The sequence below is a fragment of the Exiguobacterium sp. LL15 genome, assembly GCF_024436095.1.
In the GTDB taxonomy this organism is placed as follows: Bacteria; Bacillota; Bacilli; order Exiguobacteriales; family Exiguobacteriaceae; genus Exiguobacterium_A; species Exiguobacterium_A indicum.
Window position 1 is genome coordinate 1,297,819 of sequence record NZ_JANFNX010000001.1, and the last position, 26,189, is coordinate 1,324,007.

Sequence of the window (26,189 nt, forward strand, 5' to 3'; positions counted from 1 at the left end):
AACTTGAATAAAAAAATGATTTTCTGGTCAGATTCATTCATCCCCCCTGTCATCTAAAAATCGGTCTATCGTCCTGTTGGTCTTCTTCTTCATTCTTTGTTACTCTAATAACAGTAACACCGCGAATGTTACCTTTTTAACGGTAACAAATCAAATGTTTCCATGATTGTGGCAACAAATGAACAGGAGGAATCGTCATGCAAGCTGTTGCCTTGTCGTTTGATGTCAAAGGCTCCCGCGATTATCCGAGCAAAGAAGCATTACTTCAAGCGCTCCGAGAACTCGCGAACGATCTGAATACTGAATTTCCTACGAGTATCGTTCCGTTCCAAATCAAATCCGGTGATAGCTTACTGGCGGTATTTGCGGATTATCCGGTCAGTTATCCGGTCATGCTGCACTTATTGAATCAAGAATTACCAGGTTACATCGGGATCGGATTTGGTCAATATGAGACGATTTCAACGACCCAAGCTGAAGAAGCCAATGGCAGTGCGATCATTCATGCCTTTGAAGCACAGGAATTGGCGAAGACGCTTCCGTCACAGATCGCCTTTGCTGGACCGCCCTACTTACCGACCGCCCTGCTGAATGGTTATCTTGAGATGCTCTATCCGGCGTATTTCGGGAAGACGGACCGTCAAATTGAGTTGCACCGGTTGATGGATCAATATCCGGATGATACGTATGAAGAGATCGGTTTAAAGATGGGCTTTAAGGAACAAGATGCTCGCGCGAATGTCGCAAAACTCGTCTCTCGCTCGCAGCGTAAGCAACGCAAGCGACTTGAAGCTGCCTTGGCACAGGCACTGGAGCAATTCCAAGTCTGGGAGGCGATTCGGTGACTGTCTTACTTAGCCTTATCCTTGTCCACTTACTTGCTGATTTTCCATTACAGACGAGACGGATGGCGCAACTGAAACATCGACACCGACGCATCTTGTTCCAACATCTTGCCGTCCATGCGTCTCTGATGCTACTTGTCCTCGCGTTCTTCGTCATCCGAGGGCAGTTGACCCTCGACATCGCCGGATGGCTAGGAGGGAGCATTCTCGTGTTTCACGCCCTACTCGATGCTTCCCCGCTCAAACGTCGCGTCAAGCAAGCAGCGGCGTACTGGATCGATCAAGCGTTACATATCGCTGCCATCATTGCCTTGACATGGGTGTTCGTTCCGATTGATTGGTCATTGTCGTTCGCGCGACCTGAGCAGGTCCTCTGGATTCTGTGCTTTAGTTTAGTGACGACAGAGTTACTCGGTCACGGGATTGCTTTGATGCTCGCACCATTTGCTCCGCGCTTGATCGAAGCACATTTCGAGCGAAAAGTGACACGTAAAGAGCAACTCGACGGCGTCTCACGGACCGTCACACATGAAGTCGAAGATTCTGCCCGCAGTTATACGACGGAATTAAACGGGATCGGACGTTATATCGGTCTCGTCGAACGGGCAATCATTACCCTGCTCGTCGTCACGAACGCAACCGGAGCCATCGGCTTCATCATTGCCTTGAAGGCACTGGCCCGTTTTAAACAGTTTGAAGATCGCCGCTTTGCGGAATATTACATCATCGGGAGCTTGCTCAGTATCTTAGGTGCGATTTTATGTGGACTGGCGATTCGCGTCGCATTCTAAACGATGAATGAAAGTGAGGGAGACGGTTTGGACCGTCGCACGAAGTATGAAACAAATTGGATTAGTGAGACATCACCGGGTGACGGAAGGATACCCGACGAAAGGCTGGATCAGCGCCAGCGATATTGAAAAATGGATTGAACGCTATGATACGTCAGACATCGATATTCAACCGGTCGAGCTCGGTCAGATCGACTGGACAGTCTGTTATGCCAGTAGCATGCCACGCGCCGTCCAGACGGCGAAGAGTGTCTACGATAAAGAGATCATCGTGACGGATCTACTACGGGAAGTACCGTTTCCGACGATTCAGTCGAATCTACGGTTACCGTTTCTTGGCTGGGCGGTCCTCGGTCGACTCGCAGCCCCGTTCAGCAAACGGATTCAAGCGGAGATCAAGGAAGCGAATGAACGGATTGAGGTCCTGTTGAATCAACTGATGTTCGAGGATGATGAACGGGTCTTACTCGTCGGGCATGGCGGTATGATGATTTTGATGCGTGCTGCCTTGAAACGGCGCGGTTACCGGGGGCCACGGTTCGGTCATCCGCGTAACGGCATGCTGTATCTGTTCGAGAAAGAGGAACCGACATGTTGAAATGGGGATCAACGATTCTGTTAGCACTCTGCCTGATCGTCATCTTCTATACGACACGGGACGAAGAGCCCCTTGCCCCAACAGAGGGACAAATGGAGGTCTACGGTTTTGACGTCGGTCAAGGAGATAGCACGTTCATCCGGACGAAGGAAGACGCAATCTTGATTGACGGTGGGAATAACGGCAAAGGTGAGGATGTCGTCCGCTACCTGCAAGAATTGGGTGTCAAACGCTTAACAGCAGTCATCGCGACACATCCGGACGCCGATCATATCGGTGGACTCGATACCGTCCTCGATGCCTTTCCAGTCGATAGCGTCTATGCCCCGCGTGTCACGCATACGACAGAGACATACCGCGATTTCCTTCTAGCCGTCAAACGCGAAGGGGTGACAATTAAAACCGTCAAAGCGGGTCTTGAGATACCGAGTGAAGCCGCACGCTTTACGTTCCTTGCGCCCCTAACGGACGGAACGCAGGATCTCAACAGTTGGAGTGCCGTTCTGCGGGTCGAACATGGACAGGACCGGTTCCTCTTCATGGGTGACGCTCCGATCCGGACGGAACGACAATTGCTCGAGTCGGATGCCGATCTTAGCGCCGATGTCTTGAAGCTTGGGCATCACGGAGCAGACACATCGTCCTCCCTGCCCTTCCTACAAGCCGTTGATCCGAAGCGAGCCTTGATCTCAGCCGGGCAGGATAATGCTTATCGTCACCCACGTCCCTCCGTTTTACAGGAACTGAAAGCAGAACGGATTACGATTGACCGGACCGATCAAAGTGGAACGATTCAGTATATTTCGACCGGTGACGGCATCAAGGAATCGAACCGGACCGATTTACGACCGGAATAACGAGACGTGGAGGTGCATCAGATGCGATTGACCCTAGCAGATTTTGAAGACGATCTAGCGATTTGCGAAACCGACGAACGCGAGACAATCACGTTACCGAAAAGTCGTTTACCGCGCCAGGCAACGATCGGCGACCGACTTGACTGGACCGGACGTTCGATTCGGATCTTACGCGATGAGACGAACGCACGTAAAAAAGAGATCTCCGAGTTGATGGATGATCTCTTTGAAGAATGATGAGACTCCCTCGGAATGCTGAGGGAGTCTTTTTTAACCGAGTAGACTGATGACGAGTCCAGCGAGGATGCCTGCTGTGAATAAGGAACCGAGCGTATACGTCAGCAAACGTAATCCGAATGGGAGCCGACGAATCGCGGCAAAGGCTCGGCGATTCGGAGGTCCTCCGGCAACAATACGTTGATACTCGTCAATAGGACTGTGAGCAACATCCTGTTGCTGGTTTAGAGTAGAGTTCGATTCGGTAGTATGTGGTTTCATCTGTCCATCCTCCCTATTCCAATGACTATATCCTTCTATTCGCTAAGTAACTTCATAATCCTGTTTCAATTTTTTTGATATTTTACGAAACTTTTGGATGAAACTGGTAGTATAAAAGATAGACGTATTTCTTTATGCGTGATTCCTGGAAAATCACTAGCAGTTTTTTCTGAATTTTCGTACACTTTAGAAATACGATGCATCTTAAAGGGGGAATCATCCATGTTTCAAACGTTACGTACATCACTCAAACAATCTGTCCTTGGTCAGGACGATGTGATTGATCATTTATTGATGGGCTTGCTCGCAGAAGGTCATGTGTTGCTCGAAGACCGTCCGGGGACCGGTAAGACGACATTAGCAAAAGCACTGGCGCAGACACTCGAAGCGAAGTTCTCACGTGTTCAATGTACAGCGGATACGTTACCGACCGACCTACTTGGGATGGAGCTGTTCAACCCGCTGACAGGATCGTTTGAACAACGGTTTGGTCCGCTGTTCGCGAACATCGTCCTCGTCGATGAAATCAACCGGACGACTCCACGGACACAGTCAGCATTGCTCGAGGCAATGGCGGAAGGGCAAGTGACGATCGGGGATACATCTTATACGTTACCGCAACACTTTCTTGTCATCGCGACACAAAATCCGTTCGATGGACACGGTACATTCCCATTACCGCATGCCCAACTCGACCGTTTCTTGTTCAAATTATCGTTCGCTCCCCTGACACGTCAAGCGGAAAAAGCATTATTACGCGGGGCGCACTTAACAGCAGCCGAACTACAGATTCCGCTCGAACAACTCAATGACTGGAAAGAGGAAGTCGTTGCCGTCTCAATCGAGGATAGCGTCGAAAACTACTTACTTGATGTCTGTGACGCACTCCGCGCCCATCGTGACGTTGAGATCGGACCGAGTCCACGAGCGACGCTCGCACTCTTAAAAGCAGCAAAAGCACGGGCCTGGATGCAGGAGCGGACGTACGTCACACCAGAGGACGTCAAGCACTTGGCGACGCCATTGCTTGCCCACCGTCTCGTCTTAACGCTCGAAGCGACGCTGAAGCTATCGAACGAACGTCTCGTCGAGCAGGTCCTCGATTCACTCACTGTTCCGACTGAGGTGTAATCATGCAATTGATCATACCAAAAGGCTTTAACCTCATCATTCTTACGATGACAGGTGCAAGCGGCGTCATCGTCGGACTATATGGTCCTGTCTGGATTGCGGCTTTATTACTCGCCTATACATTATATGGCTGGGTGATGCCGTATTATCTCGAATACGTTGCGAAGCGAATTCGCGTCCGCCTCCTTGAGACGGTTCGCGCTTTTCGAGAGGAAACGATCCAGATACCGTTCGAATTGTCGAACCCAACGAAGTTACCACTCGGTCGCATCACGATCTCTGGGTTGCTCGGGGATCAGATCAAGCTTCCTGATGCGAGTAGTCAATTTTGGCGTCAACACTTATATGTCAGCAAACAGACGATCGTGCCGTTTTCAATCGATGTCATTGCCGCTCACCGGGGAACGATTCGAATTCAGTCGTTTGACGTCATGATCTCGGATCCGTTTCATTTGATCACAATCTATGTGACGCTTAATATCCAAGAGCTGGGTCACGTCTTCCCTGACTTTGCACCAGCGTCGGTCGAGTGGAATGAACGGATGATTCCCGGTGAGACGATTGATCGCTCGAGTCCGTTCACCGATCGCTCGAGTTTCCACTCCGTCGTTCCCTACTCCGGAGATGCGAAGTCGATCTACTGGTCCGCTTATGCGAAGACGAATGAACTGTACTCGTATCAATATGACCGGAAACGTAACCATGATTATGCCGTCATCGTCGATGGCTTGTCCGCAGACGGACTCGCTCTCCGCTCGGACTTCGAGAAACTATTATCGCGTGCCGCGACGATCATCCGTGAACTCGAGAAACAAGGGGCTTCCTACAGCCTCTGGATTTCGATGGTCAACCGATCCGGGCAGTGGTACCATGTTCCGTCTGGTATGGGAAAACATCAATTCCTACGGACGATGGAATGCCTTGCTCGGATTTCCGAATACGATCTACCGCTCGAACGCCGGTACTTCACGAAACGATTGCAACGTAGTGTACCGTCGACGACGGCGGAGATCCATCTCGGTCACCGGCAGAAAGGAGTGAGCGCATGATTCTCTGGTGGATATTCCTTGCGAGTCTGTTACCGGTTCCGTTCTATCTCGCGCTCGCTCTTCCGGCACTTGCCTTCGTGCCGCATCGTTCGCTTCGCATCGGATTACAGCTACTCGTAGCGGGGTCCTTATATTTCCTCTCTCCCGTAGCTAGCGTCTTAGCGCTCGTCTTCGTCGCCTGGACCGCGTTTCTTGATACGGTCGATTCGCCGTGGCGATACGCTACGAGTGCGATGGTCATCGGCGTCGTGATGGTATTGTTCCCAGGAGTGACACCACCGATTGGCGCATTTTTAATTTTGGTCTTCGTCATTGCGTATCCATTCGTCGTCACGTACATGACAGAATGGCGGCGTATCTTACCGACGATCGCGTTAGTCCTCAGCGCGGGGCTGATCATCGCTGTCGTCTTCCGGCTCACGAAAGAAGCGCTCGTCGGATCCGTCACGAGTGTGATTCGTCCGCTATTTGAAGCATTCGGTTCATTATTCCTTTGGACGGAACCACTTGGTCGAGAAGCGGACACGATGACGAACCGGGCAATGGGGCTAAAGAATATCAAAGGTGTTCAAGACGTGGATCAAGCTGCCGTCCAGGCAGGAACACCGGATTGGATTTGGATCGCAACGACGCTTCTGACCGTGATCTTAGTTGCGGTTACGCTTTATGTCATCCGGAAGCGAAAAGTCATAGCAATCGAAAGAGAACAAACCGTCAAGCACTCCAAGCAGGTACGGGCGCATGCGCCAAAGCGGCATAGTCATCATCCGCTTCTGAAGATTGCCTCTCAACTCGAGCAAGCCTTCCCAAGACGCCATGAAGAGACGACGCTTGAATGGCTGACACGGATCGAGTTCCCGGATGCGTCACCAAACGCGCGTCTGATTGACGGAATCGAGTTCAGTCCAAGTGAACCAGCTTACGACATCCAGACGTTCCGCCGTCAAGTACGGGAACAAATCGAACGTTAACAAAAAGCCCCTGCTCATGGAGCGGGGGCTTCCTCGTCGCATAACGTGCGCATCAATTGGTTGCGTGGTGTCGTCGCAAGACCCCAGTCGCAAATCGCATCAAGTAAGGGAATCAAAGAGATTCCTTTTTCGCTCAAGGCATATTCGACGCGGGGTGGAATCTCCGGGTAAACGGTCCGTGTAATCAAGCCATCTTGTTCGAGTTGTTTCAACTGTTGCGTCAGCGTCTTTGGTGAGACGTCCTGGATATAACGCTCCAGTGTATTAAAACGTACTGTCCCTTCTTCGTGCAGCTCGTACAAGATCATAACTTTCCACTTGCCTTGAATCTGACGCATCGTCGCATCGAACTCATTTAGATACGGCATACCGTCCCCTCCCTTACCAAAAGGTAACCGACTGACCTAAAAGTGCGTACTTCTCGGATTGGTTTCCCTCTGTTATCTTCAATCTATCATATCAAATAAGGAGACGATATCATGAAAACAGGATTCATTGCCATCACAGGTGCCACGTCAGGAATCGGGCATGCGATTGCGCGAACGTTCATTCAGAAAGGGTACCGCGTCTTATTGCTCGGACGACGGATTGACCGTCTGGCGAGCCTTGCTTCAGATGATGTCTTGATTCGCCAAGTCGCAGCCACCGACCGAGTTGCCCTCGATGCTGCTTTAGCAAACGCGACGGAAGCGTTCGGACCGGTCGAAGCGATCATCAACAATGCAGGACGGATGTTACTCGGTCAAATCGAGACGCAAGGAGCGGAAGAATGGGAAGAGATGTTTGACGTCAATGCGCTCGGTGTCTTACACGGGATGCAAGCCGTCCTTCCCTCGATGGTAGAGCGGAAGACCGGTACGATCATCAATATCAGTTCGATTGCCGGTAAAAAGACGTTCGCCGACCACGCCGCATACGTCGGCACGAAATTCGCCGTCCACGCGATGAGTGAGAACGTCCGGGGTGAAGTCGCCTCTCACGGTGTCCGCGTCATGACGATCGCACCAGGAGTCGTCGAGACGGAATTACTCGGTCATACGACAAGTGACGCGATCAAGGACGGCTACAACGAATGGAAACAGTCGATTGACGGTGGTCTCGATCCGCAAGTCGTCGCGGACACCGTCTTATTCGCCTTCGAGCAACCACAACACGTCAATATTCGAGAAATCGTCTTAGCCCCGACGAAACAAGTCGATTGACGAATAATAGACCGAAGCGCTCGGAAATGGATGTACTTCCGAGCGCTTCGGTCTGTTTTCATGTAAGCGTTACTTTATTAGGTGACTCTGTTCAATCGTTTGAAAGATTGATTGATAGATCTTCAGTTGCTCTGAACGATTCGGTCGTTCGATCCCCTCACCGAACAACCAGGTCGTCTCTTGTGTATCGTCATAGAGCATACCAGCCGCAAACGTCGGATTCGGCACCGAGATGCTTTCCTCATAGGAGAGACTCGGATCAAGAAACGGTTCGACGGATTTTTGAGAGCCGATGAAGAAAAACGGAATCTGTGCTTTCCGGTAGACGGTGGCATAGTCACGTCCCGATGCCTGATGTAAGTACTCCGGCATGATCATGACGGCATCGTAACGTCGTAAATCCCTTTTGATATCCTGCAGATCAATCGAGTGGAAGTCCGGGGATTGCGTAAGTACTGGAGCCTTTCCGACGACAGCGATGGTGAGATTGATGGTACTGGCCTTTGGCGTCAACGTTGTTTTTTTCATCATACATACGGTAAGCAGTAAACTGAGTGCAAGTAAAGTCATGACGGTTCTTTGTCTCATCTGTCCCTCCATGATTTCCTAATATTAGGTCTTTCGCCTAGTTCCTTTATACCATAGAAATGGATGACATTATGTTTTTTCACAATAGGGAAATCGTGCGAATAAAGTAACAACAGGATCCAATAAAAAAAGACTCCCTGAATGGAGTCTCCTTACTTTTCAGCATCGATTTTTGAAGCCTTACGCGCAATGACGACAATAAAGACGATGGCACCGACAGGAATCACGAGCGGCATCCAGTCGAGGATATACTGTGCGTTCATCGTATCCCCCCTTACCTAGCAAGCTATAAGCGTAGCATATGCCAATTGTTAGGGAGTTGCAAGTCACAGTCGTGGCAGAAGTTCGTTAGCAAGTGAGTAATAAATCAGCACACTTGTCGAAAGGATGTATCCGATCAATAAAAGCGGTGTGAATTTAGGTTTCATGCGTCGTTCGATCAAGCGTAACGAGCCGATGGTGACAACAAGAGCGACGAGCGGACTGAATCCGAATACGACGATATCTAAGGATGTCACGACATCTTCTGGAAACACGAGATGAAAGACAAAAAGTGAGAATAAGTACCACGATGTATAGGATAGACAAACGAAGAAGAGGAAAGTAGCTAGTTTCCGCATCCCGTTTGATTGGCTTTTTTCCATCTGTTGCATGTCGTTCCTCCTACATAAGTATCAGATATCCTTAATAGTAACTGGAACTATTCGCTTAAAATATTCAAATATGAATATCCGACAAAAAACGACAAAAAGTTTTTTTCTCGACAATTAAAAAAAGCAAGATCCACGGTCAAGTGAACCTTGCTTCAACTCTTAAAGAGCAGGTGTTTCGACTTGATACATCGTCGCAAGACCTGCCACCTTGTTCTTGAATGTCTCCCGGCGTTCGACAGGCGCAATGATTTCCGCCTGATTGCCGAATTGAATCAGCCACATCATGAACCCGTCGGAAAAGAGCGCATCGACCTTGACTTCGAACCAGAGGTCATCGAGACGACGGCAGCGGATATCCGTTCCGAACCGGTCGACGACGGTCGGCATTAGACTTTCCTGAAATTTAAGCGTCAATTGCTCGTTCTCTCCCCCATACATGTTGAACATGTTACTTAAGTAACTCGGCTCGACATGGACCGGTTCTTCCATCGGTTCAAACGCTTTACAATTGACGATTCGGTCGACCCGGTACGTCCGAATCTCTTTGATCCGCTCATCACGTCCAATCAAATAGTAATTTCCGTTATCCATCAACAGGTGAGCCGGAGAAACGAGGTAATGCTCGCCATCTTTCCGTAACTCGAACTTTCGCGTCCGTTCGTTAAACTTTCCTTGGTACTGGAAACTGATGACGAACTCATCACTGATAGCTTTCTGGATCGTATCGATCGAGCGCGACGTCATTCCTTTTGGTTTTTTGACAGTATGTAGTACCGGCTGGAGAGACTCCGCCATCTTATCACTCGTCAACGACTGAATCGTCTGAACGAGCGACGTCGTCTCACTTTCCGAGATAAACTTCGCACTGGCGATGGCATCGACCAGCAATCGGAGTTGATGATGCTCAAAGGGACGACTGACGAGATGATACGGAATGGCAAGTCCATTCTTCGTCTCTTCCGCCACGACGTCAAAACCTGATTTGGCAAGTGCCGCAATATCATCCTTCAACGATTTTCGGGATAGCTTCTCGATCAGTCCTCGTTTCGAGAGTTCCGTGCTCAATTGCTCAAGCGTCAACGTATGGTCTTCATCCGACTGACGTTCGAAGATTTCTCGTACAGCAAGTAAGCGGTCACGGTTCGTTAATTTTTCGTTAGACACTACGCATCCTCATTTCCTAAGTCACAATGGTTTGGTTATACTTTACAGTATACATGAAAATAAACACGAGATTAACAATAAAATGGTAAAAATTAAGAGATAGGAGAATTGGGATGCATTATATCGCAGAATGGAACGGTCAGCGTTTTGAATACCGGGATAGCGGGAGTGGTCCCGTCATTTTATTAATTCATGGTACACAATCGGATTACCGAGAAGTCTACCATGTCGAGAAGTTAATCGCGGCAGGATATCGCGTCATCGTACCGTCACGCCCCGGGTACGGACAAACCCCACTTCAGCTCGCTGATAGTCCAGAGGCGCTCGCAACATTCTATTCTAAGTGGCTTGCTTCCCGTCAGATTAAACAGTACACCGTTTATGGCATCTCTGCCGGCGGACCGACGGCAATCGCGCTTGCTGGAATGGATCCAGGCGTCCATGCCCTTGTCTTAGCGTGTGCGATGACGCATCGGATTTCCCTGCCGTACCATCGTCTTCTGATCCAACCGGTCTTACAACGTCCTTTACAGTTCATCCAGTGGGGGCTTTGGACGTATGTGAAGGATAAGATACGCAAGTTTCCTGAAGAAGCAGCAGTTCGGATGGTCGAGATGACGAGTCTGTTACCACGCGAAACGATCCGTACCCACATTAGTGAGACGGATGCGTCGTTATTATATGAAGTTGGTCTTCAAAATGGTCCTGGGCGAGGTGTCTTGTTTGATATCACACAAGACATCGAACGAGAACGGCTTGAAGCCGTCACGTGTCCCGTCTTGATCGTCCATTCGAAGTCAGACCGTGCTGTTCCGTTCGAGCATTCGGAACACGCACGACGGAGCATTCCTCACGCGCAGTTCATTGAATCGAAAAGTCCTGGTCACCTGATTTGGATTGGTCCATCCGCACGTCGAGATGAACGGATGATCGAACGATTCATCGCCTTCAATCAGATGACTTGAAGGCGGAGCCGCATTTTTAGCTTCTCATCATCTTCCTCGATCGCAATCAGACCACGACGCGTCAGTTCACCAATCGCACGACGCGTCCGGTCTTGATTAAGTCGGGCACAGCGGGCAATCTCAGCGATGCCCATCCGACATGACAGTTGGTTCGCCTTAATCTTTGATGAAGGCTTCGCGACGGAGCGTTGTAAGAGGCGCCAAAAGACATGGCGGGCATCCTCTGATAAAGCATAGGCATTTTTCTCGATCACCGGTGGCATGTAACGAACGTCTTCTCGAATCCGGCGAATCAGATAGAGACTGAGCCATTCTTCAAGCTCCGCTTGAATTCGTGAGAATTCGAACCACCAAAGCTGCTCGAGTGCCTCTTCTTCTTTCGTTGCCAGTTGCCAGCTAGCAGGAATCTCATCAAACTCTTCCTCGAGCCAGTCTTCGTAGTCGAGTGCCGTCTCATACAAGACTTGTGACGGAATCTGCTCGAGTGACGTCCGATTTTTATAGATATCAAAGCTCATCCGTCGAAAATGTTCGACGGATGCAGCCACTTGGCTCAAATGAATTAATTGTTTAGTAATGAGGCGCGCCAGTCCATCCATCTCGAGGTGGATGGCATATAAGTGTTTTTCTAGCGCAATGAGCGTGCTTCTCTCCATTCGACTGTTCCTCCCCTATTTGTTTTTCGTCTTCTTGTCTTTTTCCGCAAAACCCTTATTCAAAACCAATTGTGAGCATATCGGTGTATTGACAGTGCAGTTTGGAATAGAATAGAACAATCGAATTCAAAAGGAGATGCACGATATGTATACGATTTTTGGTAGCTCACGTAAAGGAAACAGTGAATGGCTCGGGGAACAAGCATTGAAAGGAATCCCTCATGTTGCTGTCGATTTGGCGAACGTCTCGATTCAGCCGATTGAAGACCGCCGTCATCACGGAGGCTTTTTGCCGATTGGCGATGACTATCGCCGGATCGTCGAAGAGATGCTTGAACACGATGACATCCTGTTCATCACTCCGATTTACTGGTACTCGATGTCGACGAAGATGAAATTATTCATTGACCGATTCAGCGAGTCACTGCGCGATGAAGAACTTGAATTCAAACGTCGGATGGCAGGGAAACGATTCCACTTGATTGCGGTCGGAGGAGATAATCCACGCGTCAAAGGACAAGCACTCGTCACGCAGTTCGAGCATATCGCATCGTTCCTTGGCGCAACGCTTGAGACAGCGATTCTTGCCGAAGGGAATGCACCAGGTGAGGTCGAGCACGATCAAGAGGCGATTGCCGCAATCGAGGCGTTTCGTGAAAAAATGTCAGGAGCACGTGTTTAAGCACTGTTCGTGAAGGGAAATAACTGAAGCAGAGCGCACGACTATCTAGCGTACGACTCAATTCAGGAGGTGGTCAGCCATGTTCGCATCTAAAAAACGATCGAATCGCAAGTGGAAACAACTGACTTCACGCCAGCATATCCTTCATCTTGAACATCTGTATCAATCACGCGAAGAGACGATCGTTCGTGATCGCCTCTCCTTACAACACATCATGGAACGTGCAGTCCGGACCGGACAGACGGTCCACGTCCGATTAAAACAACTCGATACGGTATCCGGTTCGATCCAAGCGATTTTTCATGACCGCGGAACGATTGAACTCGTCACATCGACAGGTATGCGCCGGATGGTGCGATCGTCGGACGTCATCGATATCCAGTGGACGACAACCTAACAGCATGTAACCCCTTCTCGACTAGAGGAGGGGTTTTTGGTTTACATGAGTCCTTTGCCACCGAGCGGGTGGTCTTCGAGCACGCGTTCAACATGCTCGAGCAATGGACGCGCTTGCATAATCAAACGCCGCGTCACCGGTAACTCTAAAGACGCGAGGTGTGCAGCGGCATCCGTCCAGATTTCACGGACATGTAGCACATCCGGTTCGTCAGAAATACTGATGATGTAGTGCAGACAACTCGGATGAGTCTCTAAAGAAGCCGCAGCTTCAAGTAACAGGGCGATGACGTGGTCGCGTTGTCCGGTTTGAGTCGTAAATGTCGTCCATAATCCATACATCAAGAGGTACCTGATAATGGACGGACTTCTGCGCGCCAACCGTAAGATTCCCCTTCTGCGACTTGAGTCGTCGGATGAAGGGAAGCCAGTTCCATCGCATGATCCAAATCACGTGCTTCAAAGACAATCAAACTGCCAATCTGCTCTCCATGCGCTCGATCCGGCTCTACTTTCTTCTGTACGACCCCATCTTGCCAGTAAAATGCTTGTGTCGTAAGACCCGGGTGCCAGTCTGATAGGACATCGACTTGTTCATTGAAGGTGTTCATCAACGCATCACAACGCGACATCAAAGCATCGATCTCTTCCTTCGATAAAACATCCATTCGGTCTGCATCATAATAACCAACGTATAAGAATTGCATTGTCTTTCCTCCTCTCAATTTTCCCATTCCCTTCCATCAGAAGGCTAAACAAAAGCCTCCTGTCTCTACGCTGAGAAACAGGAGGCTTATGTATCATTCATCTTTTAACTTGACGTTTTGATCGGCTGGTAACGTCGTCGTCGTTTCCTCGTCTTCAAGTTTCGGAACTCCAGCACCATAATCGGTTGCTTCATCCGTCACGTAAGACGCCGCGAACGCTGGATTCAGTAAATCGGACTTCGAACCGACGATGACGATCCGCCCGTGTCGGACTTCATCTTCTAGATCCTCAGCGACATCCTTCGTCATGCCAAGCTCGGACAACTGAGCAATCCGGTCATTTCGGTTACTCCGGACGGCTGATAATAACGTCTCAAAGAACGACTTCTTCGTCACGCGGTATGGTAACGTCTGCGTGTCATTCGCGATCCGTTCCGCGAGTTCTTCGTCTTTGGCAAAGATGTAAATTTGTTTATTCGAATAGCCACTTGATTTGAGGCTCGTCACTTCTGCGTCGACAGCGGTCATGTTTCGTACGATGCGTGTTTCAAGCATAAAAATCCCTCTCTTTCATGCAGCAAGCTGCTGATAAGAAGTTATACCCGGAACATAATAGTTGAAACCTGAAATTGAAAAATGGATCAGGCAGCAGTCTGGATTGAAGACGCACGCCGCTTTTGCCAGATCGTAAACAAGGCAATCAGAATCATCAGGACGACTTGTGGGATAAGCGTCTCGAGCGTTGGGTAGAAACCAATCCACCCGGCAGTTCCGAGTCCATTGATCGGATGAATCGGTAAGACGTTCGTCAGCTGCAACGCGTGCAGACTCGTACCAAGAATCTTGAACGCCATTAGATAGATTAACCACGACGCGACTTGGAACAGACGATGGATCGGTAAACGGACACCAATCTGGATGACCGCATACGAGACGAGACCGATGATGATGATCGCGAGACCGATTCCGGATAATAAGGCAGTTTTCGTCATCGCTGGTGCCATTCCGATATAAAATAACAACGTCTCGGCGCCTTCTCGGAAGATCGTCAAGAAGCTGACGAAGAACAAGGACGTCGTCGAAAGCGTTGATAAAAAGTGTTTTCGTTTCGCAACGGCGCTTTTCGAGTGCAACCAATAGCCGACGAACAACATGACAACGACCGCGACGATTCCTGTATAGCCTTCGATTTGTTCCCGACCCGTCGCCGCGAACGAGGCCTGAAAGACCGTCTGGAGGATGAGCGCTAACAGACCGCTTGCGATCAGACCAAGCCCAGCGCCTGCCCAGACCTTCCCTTCTTGTTTTGAACGACTTTTCCGTGCGAAAGCAACGAGCGCACTGACGATCAGTAACGCTTCGAGACCTTCCCGCAGCATGACGAGCATTGCATCAACGAACGTATAATGCGTCTTCGTTTGTAATTGTGCGATAGCATTCTCAAACGACTGGAGTTCTTGTGCCGTCTTTTCCTGTGTTTCAGGCGTCAATCGGGCAAGTAACAGTGGTACATCGGATTCAAGCTGGGAATAGAGACCTTCATTACGTGTCCGGACTTCGCCTTCCGCTCGCGGCCATGTCTTGAGAAACGCTTCGAGTGCTTGTTTCGCTTGTGGTAAATCATTTGCCGCAAGTGCGGTTTGCGCCGCTTCAAGTGGCGTCAGCAGCGACTGCAGTCCCGTTTTCTTCGCCTGGACTTTCTCTCCGTCGAGGAAAGACTGAACGGCCGTATCGAACTGATCAAGTGCGGCTTGCCATTCCTTCGTATCCGCGGAATCACGCGCCGCCGCGATCCGGATCGACGCGAGCGCCATCTCGATGTTGCCATAGTGACCGACACTGTCATTGCGAACAAGACTCTCGTGCGTCGCCCATGCGGTCAACAATCGTTGCTCCGCTGCCGGACGGTCGCTCGCCTTGACCTGCCGCATCTCTTTCGTCAACAAAAGTAATTGTTTTACTTTTGACTTCGCAACTGGGTCTGTCTTCGGTTTCGTTGCTTCTTCCTGCTTCCGGACGGCAGCAGAGAGAGCTGTCAGTTGCTCGCGGACTTCCGGAAACGCTGCCGATCGTTTCGCATCGACCTGTTTGACGGCTTTCGTGATTGCCGCTTGTTGATCAGGTAAGTCTTTGGATGCTTGATTCAGTTCATCAATCGCTTGATTCAGTGCCGCGCGATCTTCACTTGCGACGGCAGACAGGGCTTGTCCGATTGCGACATAGAGATCATCCGTCGATGCAGCATGGACGGGCACCGCGTGTTGACCGGCTATAAGGAGTACAAATACAAGGACGAGATTACGCAAATAACGCATCACCGATGTAGCCTCCTTTCGAGATTCCACCGAAGCAAGCGAAGATGGCACTTCCACGGTGCGTGATGTATTCATTCAATCGGTCCTGTGCGGCAAGACGACGCTGAATCTCGATGAATTGTTTCGGTGAACGCTGATACGATAAAAACAGCAGTCCGGCATCAAGGGCACCCGTCTTTTCATCGATGCCGTCTTGATACGAGTAGGAACGGCGTAAGATCGCTGTCTTCCCGTCCCCGTGTGCGACAGCGGTATGCGAGTCAACCGGTAAGGCGGCTTCGCCACGAGCTTGTCGTTTCGCTGGTGTGACGGAAGCGAACTCGTCTGTTGAGCCAAGCGGAGCCCCGGAAGCACGTTCGCGTCCGAAGGTCCGTTCTTGCTCTTTTAGAATCGTCCGGTCCCAGACTTCAAGATGCATCTGGATGCGACGGACGACAAGGAAAGAGCCGTTCGTCAACCATGGTGTCCCGTCTTGCCACTGACAAAAGAGAGAGTCTTTCCGGACCTGCTTCTTCGAGACGTCAGGATTCCCCGTGCCGTCCTTGAAGCCGAACAGATTACGCGGCGTCCCACCAGAGGCATCTGCTGCTTTACTGCGCTGGAAACCAGCTTGCGACCAACGCATCGCGACCGTCCCACGCCCGACACGGACGAGGTTACGGATCGCATGGAAGACGACTTGGGCATCATCACCACACACTTGGACGACGAGGTCGCCACCGCTCCATTTTTCGTCCAGACGATCGAGATCGAACGTCGGCAACGGTTTAAGGGCATCCGGTCGTTTATGACGGATGCCGAAGCGACCGTCAAACAGACTTGGACCGCACCCGAACGTAAACGTCAAGTGTCCGGCAGATAATCCATCCGCTTCCCCCGTATCTTCCGGTGGAACATAACGGGACTCAGAGTCGCCATATGGTAACCCGGCAGCAAGTCTGGCGCATAATCGCGTCCAACGCTTTAGTAAATCAACGAGTTCGTCGCGTCGGTCCGTCTTGATATCAAACGCTACGACTTGGACGTGATTTTGTGGTGGAGTCAGAATTCCCGCTTGATACGTTCCGTAGAACGGCTCTTGATCACTGGCTTCAACAGTCAATGTCCGCGGAAGAAACTTTTCAAGACCACTGGCATACAGGGCAGCACCGAGACTCGTCAAGCCCGCGACCTTAAGAACGTCACGCCGCGTGACACCTTCTTGGATTGGTTTCATGCTTATCCCTCCAGTACGATGCCCATCTTCGAGAGCGGTTCCGCGAGTTCATTGATGGCGACACTCATCTGTTTGACATCTTGTTTCGAGAGACTCGTATAAAGGACATAGCCATCGCCCTTTTTCTTCGCGTCGAGTAACGCGTGGACATCCTTGAAGCGAGCAGCGATCTCTTTTGATAACGCCGCATCTTGTTTTTTCAGCGCCGGGTTCAATAGTTCGTAAATTTTTTCAGCCCCTTCGACGTTTGCCGCGAAGTCATATAAATCAGTATGCGAATAACGGTCTTCTTCCCCTGTCACTTTTGACGTCGAGACCTCGTTTAACAGATCGGTCGCCCCCGTGACGAGTAATTCTGGTGTCACCTCGACCGTCTCGACCTTTGCCCGAAGTAAGTGGACGTCCTTCATCAATTGTTTCGCGTACGCTTCATAACCTTTTGTCGTTCCCTTTTCAAATAACCCTTGCTCGATCCGGTGGTAACCACCCCATTCCGACGCTTTCACGTCGCCTGCTCGCGCATCGATCTTCGGATCAAGGTCACCGAACACTTCCGCGATTGGTTCTGCGCGTTCGTAATACATCCGTGTTGGTGCGTACAATGCTTTCGCTTCTTCAAGCTTGCCAGCCTGTACGGCATCGGTGAATTTTTCCGTCTCGCGGACGAACGTATCGATTTCGTTAATCGCATACGTCCGGTAATCCTCAACGACCTGGTCAAAATTCTCTTTTTTCGGTGCTGGTGTCTCCGCCTGTTTCGCTTCACTGCAACCTGCTAAAACGACGGCGAGCGCCCCTGTCATCAATAATGCTTGTTTCATATATGGTTCCCCCTGTTACTAATTAAGTCAGTTCCTTAAATAGTATAGACGACAATGATAATCGTTATCAATAAAAATTTTTTGCAATAAAAAAAAGCTTGAACCGGTTTATTTCAACCGATTCAAGCGCTCTATCAGGCTTGTTCTTTGCGTTTTTTGAAGTACGTCCGTGAAATGATGAACGTGACGATCCCGAAGCCAATGAAGACGAACGCTTTTTGGAATAAGCTCAGGAACGACAAATCGAACAGTAAGAGCTTGACGGCACTGATGGTCAGTAGCAACAATCCGGACAATCGCCACGTCGACGACGTCCGCATCCGACCAATCGCGACAAGGACGAGTGCGAGGACAATATAGGCAGCGGACAACGTCGTACTACGCGCCGTCTCTTCAAGACCGCGGTAGAATGGTAACTCCATGATGATCAACGTGTAGGTCGTAAAAACCCCGATTGCGGCTAAAACGAGGACAAGTTGCCATGACCCTTTCCAGAGCGGATCACGATGTGTCTGAACGAGGAGCAAGACGAATGCCGTTGAAGCGACGACCATCGCGAGAACAGTCAAAGCGTAGGACAAACCTATGTTTTGATAGGATTCATAATCAATGACGGCTGAAAAGATAAAGACGACATACAAGCCGACGTTAAACAACCGTTGATGTGGCATGCGCGCCCGCGGAACGAACCAAAATGCGGCGATCAATCCGGCAATCAAGAAGTAGCGTAGTTGATACGTCCAGCTGAGGGCATCTGCCGGAATCAAGAGGACGGCGACGAGTAAGGCAACGTGACCGACGCCGTTTTGAGCGGGATCCTTTAATCGATCAGCAAGCACATAAGCAATGCCTGCGAATAGAATTGCGGCAAGTACTCCGAACGACCAATCGAGAATCAGTAACGTCAGTAACACGACACCTCCAGCAAGCCAGCTTGGAACATTCTGCTGGAACTGAATCCGTCGTCCGACGAACGATGTCGCGCCGTAACCGAAGAGTGCCGCAAGTAAGACCGACCATTCATCAAGTCGTCGCGCATCATTGTCATAGTCGTACCAGGAAAGCGTCAATGACAACAATCCGAACGCGAGTGCGATCGTCAAGATCATCCAAGCGAAGACGAACGCCTTTTTTGCCTTTAGTCGGTCAACCGCAAAGAAGATCGCTGCGAACAAGACGACTTCGTACAATAAGAAGAGCGGTAGGTTCGGCTCGTCCGATAATTGTAGATACGGTAATAAGAAACCGGTGATGGATACGAGGACGAGCAAGGCTTGCGATCGCATCCAGAGCATCAAACCGTACGCGATGAAGACGACGACGAGCTCAAGTAAGAAAGCTAAAGACGGTGGATAGAATTGATATAAGGCCATCCCGGCGAACAGTGCCGCCAACGCGACGATCGTACCGGTCGCGACGAGTCCGACCCCGAGCTCACGTCGTTTCTTCTCATACTGGTATTCTCCGAGAGCGATGACGAGTAAACCAATTAAGACCCCACTTCCGATGCGGACAGGTGGACTGATCAGACCGGCAACGGAGGCATAGGAGAAAAGGAACAAGGCACCGAGTGCAGCGAATATCGCTCCAATCCGGGGTAACCAGACGGTCGCGATGACCTGTTCCCATTCTTCGCGGGAGCGTTTTTCCTTAAATGTTGGTGGAGGAACAACCGGTTTTCGTTTCGTATAAGCAGGGCGCGGAGCTGGGCGAGCGACTGTACTTACTTCTGGTTCGCTCGGTTCAGGTGCGACAGGCGAAGTGTGCTGTCCTTCAAGGGCAGCTACTCGTTGTCGTAACGCCGCGACCTCCTGCTCGAGACGCGTGATCCGTGGATCTTCCATCTCTTCACTTCCTTTCATGAATACATTGTCATTCTTTTACACACCTAGCAGGTGAACTCCTTCATTTTACAGTAGATTTCGTATCGATATGCCTGAAAATGACAAAAATCCGGTCGCGTCGGAGCGACCGGATGAGGGTTTAACGAACAGATAACGCATATTGTCCCGTTTGATTGAAAACGGATGTGAACTGCGAGCGACTGACACTGTACTTGCCGCGGTATGGGTCCGAGACGTAGAACGAACCACTTGAGACACCTGTCACGAGCATGACGTGATAGTTCCGGTAGCCTGTGAATGTTTTACCGTCCGGTTTGATCCAAGAAAAGTAGCCATATGGATTCTTGAAATCGACCGTTGCCCAGACGATGACTGGGTTACCGCTACGGATTTCACTCTCAATTTTCGAGACGCCTTGTTTCGAGATATCAACGGCACCACTGCGGTATTTTTTCGCAAGTGGTAGGATCCCTTTCGGGTAGATGCCCCAGTTCTTGTAGTAGTCGAGCGTACCGGCTGGATTCCCCGTGAACATTTTTTCTGGATCTGCCCAGTAATACTTTCCGTTCTTATACGTCGCGTTCTTCATACTTTTTGGCATTTGCTTATAGAGTGACGCAGCAGAGACGGCTTTTTTCTTGTATTCGAGTGCCATCTTCAACGAGACGAACTCACAGCCAGATGGATACCCGAGTGAATATTGGTTGTAGTACGGGACGTTTAGCTTCTTCGTCGTCGTCGATGGTTTCGACTTCGAGACGTATTGCGTCGAGATATAGCGGTAGCTTCCCTTGTAGAGAATCCGTGTCCAGCTCCCTGACGTGCCGTATGTCGCGACGGCAACCCCTTTATTCAGCTGCCCTACGACCTTATACTTCGTTCCAGCACCCGTCCGGACGTTAAGTGTGCCGACCGTCGTATACTTCGTCCCGGTCGATGTGTACTTCGACGAAGACGATTTGACGAAATCCTTGTGTATGTAGCCGGTACGGGATTTAAAGCTGATTTTGTACCAGCTGCCAGACGTGCCTTTTGAACTGTAGACGTTTCCTTTGTAAATCTTTCCGAGAATCTTACTCGATGTCGACGGTTTTTCGCGAACGCGCAAAACATCCGTCGTCACGGTTAATTTCGTTGCTGCTTCAGCAATGAGCGAAGGACTGAGTACGCCAACGAAAATGACTGCAATCAGCAGTACGGAGAAAAAACGTTTCATGATAGACCCCCTATGGTGTAATTTGGTGACTCGTTCCCCTTTTCCCAACTTTTTGAAAAAATAATCAACATTTCTTTAGAAAAATCTGAAAAATGAGGAACGTCCTTGTTCGTTATATCAAAAAAACTCGATCATGCCTACGGGCACAGTCGAGTTGTCATCTTTCTGAAATCAAAATAAAATTTAATTTTTAATCGTTAAAATATATGGTGATGGTTGCGCAAATGCTTGTTCGAGCAGATGAGCGACGAACAAGGTATCCTCTTCCTTGACTGGTAGCGGCGCGTCCTCGACGATACTACGGTAAAAGGCGCGATACATTTTACCGTAATCGCCAACAGGACTTGGAATCCGGACGTCTTGCAGATGACCGTGTTCGTCGTGATAGATCAAACGCCCATAATCGTCTTCTGAATCCTCACCGAACCCCTCTTCTCCCGGGAAGTAGTTCGCTTTCAGGTCGAGCTCTTGCCGATCGACGTGTTGTTTGATGAACGTGCCGTTCGTACCGTGTAACATCCACCGGGGTGCCGGGGCAAGTGCGACATGACTCGTCCGAACGCTGACCTTAAGCTCCGGATAATAGAGATCAATCGCAAACGCGTCGTCTGGATTATGCGGCAGTCGAACACTGCGCACGTCAAAGGCGACCTTGTCCGGTTTTCCGAACAAAGCGATGATTTGATCGAGCGTATGGACGCCGAGTCCGTAAAGCGCACCGTTTTCGTGACGCGCATCAGCTGAAGCCGCTTCCGGGCGGAATAGATCAAATTGCGAGACGACCTCGACGAGACGACCAAGTTTCCCGGAACGGATGATTTGCGCAACGACTTGGAAGTCGCTGTCGTAACGTCGGTTTTGATAGGCGAGAATCTTGACGCCTTGCGCATGTGCTTCTGCAAATAGACGCTTCGTCTCCTCTTCCGTCACCGTAAATGGCTTTTCGACGAGCACGTGCTTTTGATGTTGCAACGCGAGCAACGCGTATTCGAAATGGGTCGCCGGTGGTGTATTGATGACGACGACATCAAGTGCCGGGTCAGCGAGCATTTCGGATAGATCCGTCGTAAAACGGGCATCCGGCAGTCGATCCTGATAGGAGGCGAACAGCTCCGGTTTTTCCTTCCGATTGTAAATCCAGGTGACGTGATAGTTGTCCTCGATCATCACGTACGGTAAATGGTAACGGGTCGTACTTTTGCCAAAGCCGATGAAGCCGATATTCAATCGCATCCGATCACTCCTTGAACCGTTCTTTTTCTATTACCATACCAAACGAAACGACCGTTGTCTTGATTGAACCGCTTCAAGCCGTCGCTTCGATGCGTTCATACTCATAAATCGAGAAGCCGTCCCGTGTTCCTTGATGGACGAATCCGAAAGACGTGTAATACGCGTTGAGAAACTCGTTTGAAGCGACACAGTCGAGTCGTAGGATTTCTCCTTCATCCTCTGTCACTGCAATCGCGTGTTCCAGTAGTTTTCGACCGACACCACGTCCTTTTGCGCGGTCGCTGACGACGATTCGATGGATATACAGACCTTCTACATCATCCCACAAGGATTGATCCCATTCGAGCGAAGGAAGCAGGGCAACGGAACCAAGCAGCTCGTTCTGATCCTCAAAGACATACAGGCGGCCGGCTTCTAAATCTCGCGCGACGAGTTGTTCGATGTCTTGCTCCAGATAAGCAGACCACTGGCTACTGCCACTGGCTTTGAGGGAGAGCGCTTTTTGCTCAAGTAGGGTTGCGATGTTTCGAACGTCTTTTGATGTAGCTTGTCGTATCATGTTATTCCTCCTGTTACAAAAAAATTCTTCTCTATCCTAACGAATGTACAGCGAGAAGAAAACCTTTTTGCTTCAAGATTTCATCGTTCCCCATTATTTTGTGATTTTTTTCATATTCCACAATTTTATTTCAATGTAACGTATCCTTTAGGAGTGATCTGACCCCCAGTCGTCACAACGGTAAACGACCGGCTTCCCACGAGCCGGTCGTTTTTTTTGTCATTCAGGCGAGTTCGACCCAGCGGCGCGACAGATTCCGTGCTTGTGCCCGGTACTCGTCGTCTTCGACGATCGGATTGCTGAGTCGTGGAGCGGAATCCGCATAGTAGCCGCCGTTGTCAAGCGGATCGTCGGTCGTTGCGAGATAGAGTGCCGTCTTTGCGCCGTATTCCGGCGTATAGAGTTTTCCGGTCCAGTACCCGACTTGCGCGACCGGTTTGAGTAACGTCTTCATCACTTTGCCGTACTTGCCGCGATAGAACAAATCCGTATTGACGATCCCCGGGTGGACGCTGACGAACGTGATCCGGTCGCCGTGTGTTTCAGCCAGTTCACGCATATGAATCATTTGCAGGAGCTTTGATTCGCGGTAAGAACGCATCGGACTATAGTGTTCTTTTTTGACGTGAGCGATCGCCTCGAGTTCGACGTCGGTCCGAATCAAGCCACCTTCACCTGCGAGCGACGAAATCGAGATGACGCGCGGGTCGTTCCCTTTCTCAAGTAACGGCAATAAGCGCTCAATCAAATAGAAATGACTCAAGTAGTTGACCTGGAATTGTGATTCGAAGCCGTCCTTCGTGACATGATACGGCGGTACCATGACACCGGCGTTTAAAATCAAGCGGTCGATGCGACCCACTAAATCAAACAGACGATCCGCGAAGCGACGGACGGAGTCCAGTTGATCGAGTTGGACGATCTCGATTTCCAGGTGCGTATGCGATACACCATGTTCCCGCAGTAGTTGCACGAGTGCCGTCGCTTTTTTCTGCGAACGGACGGTAGCGATGACCCGATCTCCTCGTTCCAATAATTCTTGAATCGTGACCATCCCCATGCCGGAGTTGGCACCCGTGACGATACAGATGTTCATCCCTTTTCCTCCTTGTGTTCCGTATTGAACGCAAATAGTTCTGTTTCTAGTTTTCCTTTTTCTTTTCGTTTGTACACCTTGTTTTGACGTTATTTTTCGAAATTTTCAAAAAGTAACGTATACTAAAAGGAGAACATGTTATCACGAAAGAGGTGGTCGGATGGAAGAAGGGACGATCTTATTCGTCGCAGGAACGTTACTATTGATTGCGATCATCACGACGAAGTTTGCCGTCCGGTTAAATGTACCGACGTTGATCCTGTTCGTCGTCGTCGGGATTGTGGCAGGGTCAGATGTCACAGGAATCATCAACTTTGGTGATTTCGAGCAAGCTCGTCTCTTTGGGACGATGGCGCTCGTGCTGATTCTGTTTGACGGTGGCTTGCATACGAAGTGGACACACTTCCGGAAAATTCTCCCCGCTGCCCTGTCGCTTGCGACCGTCGGGGTCCTGGCAACGACCGGGATCATTGCCATCGTTGCGTATCTATTACTTGATTTTTCTTGGCCGGTCGCGCTATTGATCGGCGCGCTCGTCGGCTCGACTGATGCGGCTGCTGTTTTTTCCCTGCTCAGTGGACGACCGGTCGATGCCAAAGTCAAACATACGCTCGAAGCGGAGTCCGGAACGAATGATCCGATGGCCGTCTTCCTGACAATCTTGTTCACATCGTTTGCGTTAGCGCCGGAATCGTTCTCGATCGGTGCGGGTATTCTTTCCTTCATCTACGAGATGGGACTCGGGACGCTAGTTGGTCTTGCGATCGGGTATCTCGTCACACAACTGCTGAACCGGATCGAGTTGCCATCGTCCGCCCTTTATCCGACGCTTCTGTTCAGTGGGGCGCTCTTCTCGTATGGTCTCGCGACGATTTTGCACGCCAGTGGGTTTCTCGCCGTCTATTTGACCGGGATCTGGATCAACAATCATGACATGATCTACCGCGAGACGCTCAAACGATTCAGTGGCAGCTTGTCGCATTTAGCAGAGATCGGCATGTTCATCATGCTCGGACTGCTCGTCTTTCCAAAACAATTACTCGATCCTCGGACCTTGTTCGTCTCGGCCGTCATCGTTCTGACCTTGATCCTGCTTGCTCGTCCACTTGCCGTCGTCTTGTCGTTGCTGCCGTTTCGATACACGGTCAAAGAACAGAGTGTCATCACGGCAGCCGGATTACGGGGCGCCGTTCCGATCATTCTCGCGACCTATCCACTTTCCAGTGGTCTCGCGGAAGCGCCGCTTCTTTTCAATATCGTTTTCTTCACCGTCATGACGTCTGCTCTCTTGCAAGGAACGGCCTTGCCGTGGATCGTCCGGCGAATGGGGCTTGAGACACAGCACGACACGACGGTCGAACCGTTCCTGAAATTCATGACCGTCACCCATCCACAAGCGGAGATCATCGAGGTCAGGGTCTCGACAAACAGTGTGATTGCCGGAAAAACGCTACAGGATATCGAGATGCCCCAGGATGTGCTCGTCGTTGCAATCATTCGTGAAGATGAAATTCTGACGCCGCGTGGTCAGACACGTGTCCTCGTAGACGATCAACTGTTGATTTTGACACCTAAACAAGCGGATCAGGATGTTCGACGGCTAATCGTGTCGCTCGGGTTATAGGTCGTTCTTTACACATCCTCCAGTAGGGTGTGTTTTTTGGTGTAGATTGGTATACTCAATAAGGAAAATAAAGGAGGAAAATTCATGTTGAAGCGATTGCTTGCCGTTATTATGACAACCGGTCTCGTTTGCACTGTGCTGACGTACATATCCTATACACCGATTACAGAGAGGGAAGCGAATACGATGTATGATTCATTCGGTTCAACATTTTTGTCATACGTCTTATTCGCCTTGCCAATCATCTTGCTGTCCGGCTTTTTACTCGACTTTATCATCGGCATGATCATTAATCGTTCTTCAACGACACTAGCGTATGTGCCGACAGTCGTTGGTTATGGGATGTACGGCATCGTGATTGCGAGTCTCCTGATTCTCTTGACGACGAAGGACGAATTTGACCTGCCGCTTTCTTTTACGATCGCTACTCTGACAGCAATGATCTATTACAGTCTGTCCGTCGTCTTTAATCGATTGTCACAGCACGCGCACTAAAAAAACGAACAGGCACG

Annotated in this window: 31 protein-coding genes; 14 read left to right on the forward strand and 17 right to left on the reverse strand. The window is 50.1% G+C overall.

The window, feature by feature from the left end:
• The first annotated feature begins 197 nt into the window (after window positions 1–197).
• Genes NOM72_RS06560 through NOM72_RS06580 form a run of 5 tightly spaced genes read left to right on the forward strand, consistent with a single transcriptional unit; the run spans window position 198 to window position 3,328 of the window.
• Complete coding sequence (locus NOM72_RS06560; RefSeq protein ID WP_255998311.1) at window positions 198–845, forward strand: hypothetical protein; 648 nt, start codon at window positions 198–200, stop codon at window positions 843–845.
• Window positions 842–1,636, forward strand: coding sequence for a DUF3307 domain-containing protein (locus NOM72_RS06565; RefSeq protein ID WP_255998312.1), 795 nt, complete (start codon window positions 842–844; stop codon window positions 1,634–1,636). The genes NOM72_RS06560 and NOM72_RS06565 overlap by 4 nt, the downstream gene beginning before the upstream one ends.
• A 46-nt stretch (window positions 1,637–1,682) precedes the next feature.
• Window positions 1,683–2,234 carry a histidine phosphatase family protein gene (locus NOM72_RS06570; RefSeq protein WP_035398499.1) on the forward strand — a complete coding sequence of 184 codons (552 nt, stop codon included), beginning with the start codon at window positions 1,683–1,685 and terminating at the stop codon, window positions 2,232–2,234.
• The gene (locus NOM72_RS06575; protein ID WP_255998314.1) at window positions 2,228–3,091 is read left to right on the forward strand and encodes a ComEC/Rec2 family competence protein; all 864 of its coding nucleotides are present in this window, start codon (window positions 2,228–2,230) and stop codon (window positions 3,089–3,091) included. Before NOM72_RS06570 ends, NOM72_RS06575 begins: the two co-directional genes overlap by 7 nt.
• 21 nt (window positions 3,092–3,112) lie before the next feature.
• Entirely contained in the window at window positions 3,113–3,328 is a 216-nt protein-coding gene (locus NOM72_RS06580) for a DUF3006 domain-containing protein (RefSeq protein ID WP_023468328.1), read from the forward strand.
• 33 nt (window positions 3,329–3,361) lie between these two features.
• On the opposite strand, the gene NOM72_RS06585 is transcribed toward NOM72_RS06580, so the two are convergent.
• Window positions 3,362–3,589 (reverse strand): hypothetical protein, encoded by a 228-nt coding sequence (locus NOM72_RS06585; RefSeq protein ID WP_058703407.1) that lies wholly within the window; start codon window positions 3,587–3,589, stop codon window positions 3,362–3,364.
• Between the two features lie 222 nt (window positions 3,590–3,811).
• On the opposite strand from NOM72_RS06585, the gene NOM72_RS06590 reads away from it, so the two are divergent.
• The 3 genes from NOM72_RS06590 to NOM72_RS06600 are packed head-to-tail and all read left to right on the forward strand — an operon-like array spanning window position 3,812 to window position 6,740.
• On the forward strand, window positions 3,812–4,720 hold the full coding sequence (locus NOM72_RS06590) for an AAA family ATPase (RefSeq protein ID WP_058265957.1): 909 nt from the start codon (window positions 3,812–3,814) through the stop codon (window positions 4,718–4,720).
• Window positions 4,721–4,722: 2 nt separating this feature from the next.
• Entirely contained in the window at window positions 4,723–5,769 is a 1,047-nt protein-coding gene (locus NOM72_RS06595; RefSeq protein ID WP_055968130.1) for a DUF58 domain-containing protein, read from the forward strand.
• Window positions 5,766–6,740 carry a hypothetical protein gene (locus NOM72_RS06600; protein WP_255998317.1) on the forward strand — a complete coding sequence of 325 codons (975 nt, stop codon included), beginning with the start codon at window positions 5,766–5,768 and terminating at the stop codon, window positions 6,738–6,740. The genes NOM72_RS06595 and NOM72_RS06600 overlap by 4 nt, the downstream gene beginning before the upstream one ends.
• 14 nt (window positions 6,741–6,754) lie before the next feature.
• Here the strand turns inward: NOM72_RS06600 and NOM72_RS06605 are convergent, their stop codons facing one another.
• The gene (locus NOM72_RS06605; protein ID WP_023468323.1) at window positions 6,755–7,108 is read right to left on the reverse strand and encodes a winged helix-turn-helix transcriptional regulator; all 354 of its coding nucleotides are present in this window, start codon (window positions 7,106–7,108) and stop codon (window positions 6,755–6,757) included.
• A gap of 111 nt (window positions 7,109–7,219) precedes the next feature.
• Between NOM72_RS06605 and NOM72_RS06610 the strand changes: the two genes are divergently transcribed.
• A complete protein-coding gene (locus tag NOM72_RS06610; RefSeq protein WP_255998319.1) occupies window positions 7,220–7,942 on the forward strand; it encodes an SDR family oxidoreductase in 723 nt (240 codons plus the stop codon).
• 69 nt (window positions 7,943–8,011) lie between these two features.
• On the opposite strand, the gene NOM72_RS06615 is transcribed toward NOM72_RS06610, so the two are convergent.
• The 3 genes from NOM72_RS06615 to NOM72_RS16175 form a co-directional block, all read right to left on the reverse strand.
• Window positions 8,012–8,530 (reverse strand): hypothetical protein, encoded by a 519-nt coding sequence (locus tag NOM72_RS06615; protein WP_255998321.1) that lies wholly within the window; start codon window positions 8,528–8,530, stop codon window positions 8,012–8,014.
• Window positions 8,531–8,856: 326 nt separating this feature from the next.
• Entirely contained in the window at window positions 8,857–9,183 is a 327-nt protein-coding gene (locus tag NOM72_RS06620) for a hypothetical protein (RefSeq protein ID WP_055968121.1), read from the reverse strand.
• Window positions 9,184–9,342: 159 nt separating this feature from the next.
• Entirely contained in the window at window positions 9,343–10,347 is a 1,005-nt protein-coding gene (locus NOM72_RS16175; RefSeq protein ID WP_035397361.1) for a helix-turn-helix transcriptional regulator, read from the reverse strand.
• Window positions 10,348–10,460: 113 nt separating this feature from the next.
• Between NOM72_RS16175 and NOM72_RS06630 the strand changes: the two genes are divergently transcribed.
• On the forward strand, window positions 10,461–11,312 hold the full coding sequence (locus NOM72_RS06630; protein ID WP_055968118.1) for an alpha/beta fold hydrolase: 852 nt from the start codon (window positions 10,461–10,463) through the stop codon (window positions 11,310–11,312).
• Here the strand turns inward: NOM72_RS06630 and NOM72_RS06635 are convergent.
• Window positions 11,300–11,968 carry a hypothetical protein gene (locus NOM72_RS06635; protein ID WP_023468317.1) on the reverse strand — a complete coding sequence of 223 codons (669 nt, stop codon included), beginning with the start codon at window positions 11,966–11,968 and terminating at the stop codon, window positions 11,300–11,302. The two genes, NOM72_RS06630 and NOM72_RS06635, sit on opposite strands and share 13 nt — an antisense overlap.
• 145 nt (window positions 11,969–12,113) lie before the next feature.
• On the opposite strand from NOM72_RS06635, the gene NOM72_RS06640 reads away from it, so the two are divergent.
• Together NOM72_RS06640 and NOM72_RS06645 are read left to right on the forward strand one after the other, a co-directional pair.
• Window positions 12,114–12,650, forward strand: coding sequence for a flavodoxin family protein (locus NOM72_RS06640; RefSeq protein ID WP_035397365.1), 537 nt, complete (start codon window positions 12,114–12,116; stop codon window positions 12,648–12,650).
• Between the two features lie 79 nt (window positions 12,651–12,729).
• Window positions 12,730–13,047 (forward strand): hypothetical protein, encoded by a 318-nt coding sequence (locus tag NOM72_RS06645; protein ID WP_023468315.1) that lies wholly within the window; start codon window positions 12,730–12,732, stop codon window positions 13,045–13,047.
• A 41-nt stretch (window positions 13,048–13,088) separates the two neighbouring features.
• Here NOM72_RS06645 and NOM72_RS06650 read toward each other — a convergent pair whose 3' ends face one another.
• The 11 genes from NOM72_RS06650 to NOM72_RS06700 form a co-directional block, all read right to left on the reverse strand.
• Entirely contained in the window at window positions 13,089–13,388 is a 300-nt protein-coding gene (locus NOM72_RS06650) for a putative quinol monooxygenase (RefSeq protein WP_255998325.1), read from the reverse strand.
• Complete coding sequence (locus tag NOM72_RS06655; protein ID WP_023468313.1) at window positions 13,388–13,753, reverse strand: YciI family protein; 366 nt, start codon at window positions 13,751–13,753, stop codon at window positions 13,388–13,390. The genes NOM72_RS06650 and NOM72_RS06655 overlap by 1 nt, the downstream gene beginning before the upstream one ends.
• 93 nt (window positions 13,754–13,846) lie before the next feature.
• Window positions 13,847–14,308, reverse strand: coding sequence for a YflT domain-containing protein (locus tag NOM72_RS06660; protein WP_023468312.1), 462 nt, complete (start codon window positions 14,306–14,308; stop codon window positions 13,847–13,849).
• Between the two features lie 86 nt (window positions 14,309–14,394).
• Window positions 14,395–16,068 carry an FTR1 family protein gene (locus tag NOM72_RS06665; protein WP_255999188.1) on the reverse strand — a complete coding sequence of 558 codons (1,674 nt, stop codon included), beginning with the start codon at window positions 16,066–16,068 and terminating at the stop codon, window positions 14,395–14,397.
• On the reverse strand, window positions 16,052–17,284 hold the full coding sequence (efeB, locus tag NOM72_RS06670; protein WP_023468310.1) for an iron uptake transporter deferrochelatase/peroxidase subunit: 1,233 nt from the start codon (window positions 17,282–17,284) through the stop codon (window positions 16,052–16,054). The genes NOM72_RS06665 and efeB overlap by 17 nt, the downstream gene beginning before the upstream one ends.
• A gap of 2 nt (window positions 17,285–17,286) precedes the next feature.
• A complete protein-coding gene (efeO, locus tag NOM72_RS06675) occupies window positions 17,287–18,105 on the reverse strand; it encodes an iron uptake system protein EfeO (RefSeq protein ID WP_023468309.1) in 819 nt (272 codons plus the stop codon).
• Between the two features lie 134 nt (window positions 18,106–18,239).
• Window positions 18,240–19,967 carry a DUF2339 domain-containing protein gene (locus NOM72_RS06680; RefSeq protein WP_255998327.1) on the reverse strand — a complete coding sequence of 576 codons (1,728 nt, stop codon included), beginning with the start codon at window positions 19,965–19,967 and terminating at the stop codon, window positions 18,240–18,242.
• A 121-nt stretch (window positions 19,968–20,088) separates the two neighbouring features.
• The gene (locus NOM72_RS06685) at window positions 20,089–21,165 is read right to left on the reverse strand and encodes a C39 family peptidase (RefSeq protein ID WP_035397379.1); all 1,077 of its coding nucleotides are present in this window, start codon (window positions 21,163–21,165) and stop codon (window positions 20,089–20,091) included.
• A gap of 183 nt (window positions 21,166–21,348) precedes the next feature.
• Complete coding sequence (locus NOM72_RS06690; protein ID WP_023468306.1) at window positions 21,349–22,398, reverse strand: oxidoreductase; 1,050 nt, start codon at window positions 22,396–22,398, stop codon at window positions 21,349–21,351.
• A gap of 73 nt (window positions 22,399–22,471) precedes the next feature.
• Window positions 22,472–22,957, reverse strand: coding sequence for a GNAT family N-acetyltransferase (locus tag NOM72_RS06695; protein WP_023468305.1), 486 nt, complete (start codon window positions 22,955–22,957; stop codon window positions 22,472–22,474).
• A gap of 223 nt (window positions 22,958–23,180) precedes the next feature.
• Window positions 23,181–24,053: an SDR family NAD(P)-dependent oxidoreductase gene (locus NOM72_RS06700; protein WP_058713086.1), complete on the reverse strand. Its 873-nt coding sequence runs from the start codon at window positions 24,051–24,053 to the stop codon at window positions 23,181–23,183.
• Window positions 24,054–24,213: 160 nt separating this feature from the next.
• On the opposite strand from NOM72_RS06700, the gene NOM72_RS06705 reads away from it, so the two are divergent.
• Both NOM72_RS06705 and NOM72_RS06710 read left to right on the forward strand, forming a co-directional pair.
• Window positions 24,214–25,677, forward strand: coding sequence for a potassium/proton antiporter (locus tag NOM72_RS06705; protein WP_023468303.1), 1,464 nt, complete (start codon window positions 24,214–24,216; stop codon window positions 25,675–25,677).
• Window positions 25,678–25,761: 84 nt separating this feature from the next.
• Window positions 25,762–26,172: a hypothetical protein gene (locus NOM72_RS06710; RefSeq protein WP_023468302.1), complete on the forward strand. Its 411-nt coding sequence runs from the start codon at window positions 25,762–25,764 to the stop codon at window positions 26,170–26,172.
• The last annotated feature ends 17 nt before the right edge of the window (window positions 26,173–26,189 follow it).

Excerpts from the sequence above, each read along its gene's own strand:
- NOM72_RS06560 (WP_255998311.1), top strand. The coding sequence starts at position 198 with ATGCAAGCTGTTGCCTTGTCGTTTGATGTCAAAGGCTCCCGCGATTAT.
- NOM72_RS06570 (WP_035398499.1), top strand. The coding sequence starts at position 1,683 with ATGAAACAAATTGGATTAGTGAGACATCACCGGGTGACGGAAGGATAC.
- NOM72_RS06575 (WP_255998314.1), top strand. The coding sequence starts at position 2,228 with ATGTTGAAATGGGGATCAACGATTCTGTTAGCACTCTGCCTGATCGTC.
- NOM72_RS06580 (WP_023468328.1), top strand. The coding sequence starts at position 3,113 with ATGCGATTGACCCTAGCAGATTTTGAAGACGATCTAGCGATTTGCGAA.
- NOM72_RS06585 (WP_058703407.1), bottom strand. The coding sequence starts at position 3,589 with ATGAAACCACATACTACCGAATCGAACTCTACTCTAAACCAGCAACAG.
- NOM72_RS06590 (WP_058265957.1), top strand. The coding sequence starts at position 3,812 with ATGTTTCAAACGTTACGTACATCACTCAAACAATCTGTCCTTGGTCAG.
- NOM72_RS06595 (WP_055968130.1), top strand. The coding sequence starts at position 4,723 with ATGCAATTGATCATACCAAAAGGCTTTAACCTCATCATTCTTACGATG.
- NOM72_RS06600 (WP_255998317.1), top strand. The coding sequence starts at position 5,766 with ATGATTCTCTGGTGGATATTCCTTGCGAGTCTGTTACCGGTTCCGTTC.
- NOM72_RS06605 (WP_023468323.1), bottom strand. The coding sequence starts at position 7,108 with ATGCCGTATCTAAATGAGTTCGATGCGACGATGCGTCAGATTCAAGGC.
- NOM72_RS06610 (WP_255998319.1), top strand. The coding sequence starts at position 7,220 with ATGAAAACAGGATTCATTGCCATCACAGGTGCCACGTCAGGAATCGGG.
- NOM72_RS06615 (WP_255998321.1), bottom strand. The coding sequence starts at position 8,530 with ATGAGACAAAGAACCGTCATGACTTTACTTGCACTCAGTTTACTGCTT.
- NOM72_RS06620 (WP_055968121.1), bottom strand. The coding sequence starts at position 9,183 with ATGCAACAGATGGAAAAAAGCCAATCAAACGGGATGCGGAAACTAGCT.
- NOM72_RS06630 (WP_055968118.1), top strand. The coding sequence starts at position 10,461 with ATGCATTATATCGCAGAATGGAACGGTCAGCGTTTTGAATACCGGGAT.
- NOM72_RS06635 (WP_023468317.1), bottom strand. The coding sequence starts at position 11,968 with ATGGAGAGAAGCACGCTCATTGCGCTAGAAAAACACTTATATGCCATC.
- NOM72_RS06640 (WP_035397365.1), top strand. The coding sequence starts at position 12,114 with ATGTATACGATTTTTGGTAGCTCACGTAAAGGAAACAGTGAATGGCTC.
- NOM72_RS06645 (WP_023468315.1), top strand. The coding sequence starts at position 12,730 with ATGTTCGCATCTAAAAAACGATCGAATCGCAAGTGGAAACAACTGACT.
- NOM72_RS06650 (WP_255998325.1), bottom strand. The coding sequence starts at position 13,388 with ATGTATGGATTATGGACGACATTTACGACTCAAACCGGACAACGCGAC.
- NOM72_RS06655 (WP_023468313.1), bottom strand. The coding sequence starts at position 13,753 with ATGCAATTCTTATACGTTGGTTATTATGATGCAGACCGAATGGATGTT.
- NOM72_RS06660 (WP_023468312.1), bottom strand. The coding sequence starts at position 14,308 with ATGCTTGAAACACGCATCGTACGAAACATGACCGCTGTCGACGCAGAA.
- NOM72_RS06665 (WP_255999188.1), bottom strand. The coding sequence starts at position 16,068 with ATGCGTTATTTGCGTAATCTCGTCCTTGTATTTGTACTCCTTATAGCC.
- efeB (WP_023468310.1), bottom strand. The coding sequence starts at position 17,284 with ATGAAACCAATCCAAGAAGGTGTCACGCGGCGTGACGTTCTTAAGGTC.
- efeO (WP_023468309.1), bottom strand. The coding sequence starts at position 18,105 with ATGAAACAAGCATTATTGATGACAGGGGCGCTCGCCGTCGTTTTAGCA.
- NOM72_RS06680 (WP_255998327.1), bottom strand. The coding sequence starts at position 19,967 with ATGAAAGGAAGTGAAGAGATGGAAGATCCACGGATCACGCGTCTCGAG.
- NOM72_RS06685 (WP_035397379.1), bottom strand. The coding sequence starts at position 21,165 with ATGAAACGTTTTTTCTCCGTACTGCTGATTGCAGTCATTTTCGTTGGC.
- NOM72_RS06690 (WP_023468306.1), bottom strand. The coding sequence starts at position 22,398 with ATGCGATTGAATATCGGCTTCATCGGCTTTGGCAAAAGTACGACCCGT.
- NOM72_RS06695 (WP_023468305.1), bottom strand. The coding sequence starts at position 22,957 with ATGATACGACAAGCTACATCAAAAGACGTTCGAAACATCGCAACCCTA.
- NOM72_RS06700 (WP_058713086.1), bottom strand. The coding sequence starts at position 24,053 with ATGAACATCTGTATCGTCACGGGTGCCAACTCCGGCATGGGGATGGTC.
- NOM72_RS06705 (WP_023468303.1), top strand. The coding sequence starts at position 24,214 with ATGGAAGAAGGGACGATCTTATTCGTCGCAGGAACGTTACTATTGATT.
- NOM72_RS06710 (WP_023468302.1), top strand. The coding sequence starts at position 25,762 with ATGTTGAAGCGATTGCTTGCCGTTATTATGACAACCGGTCTCGTTTGC.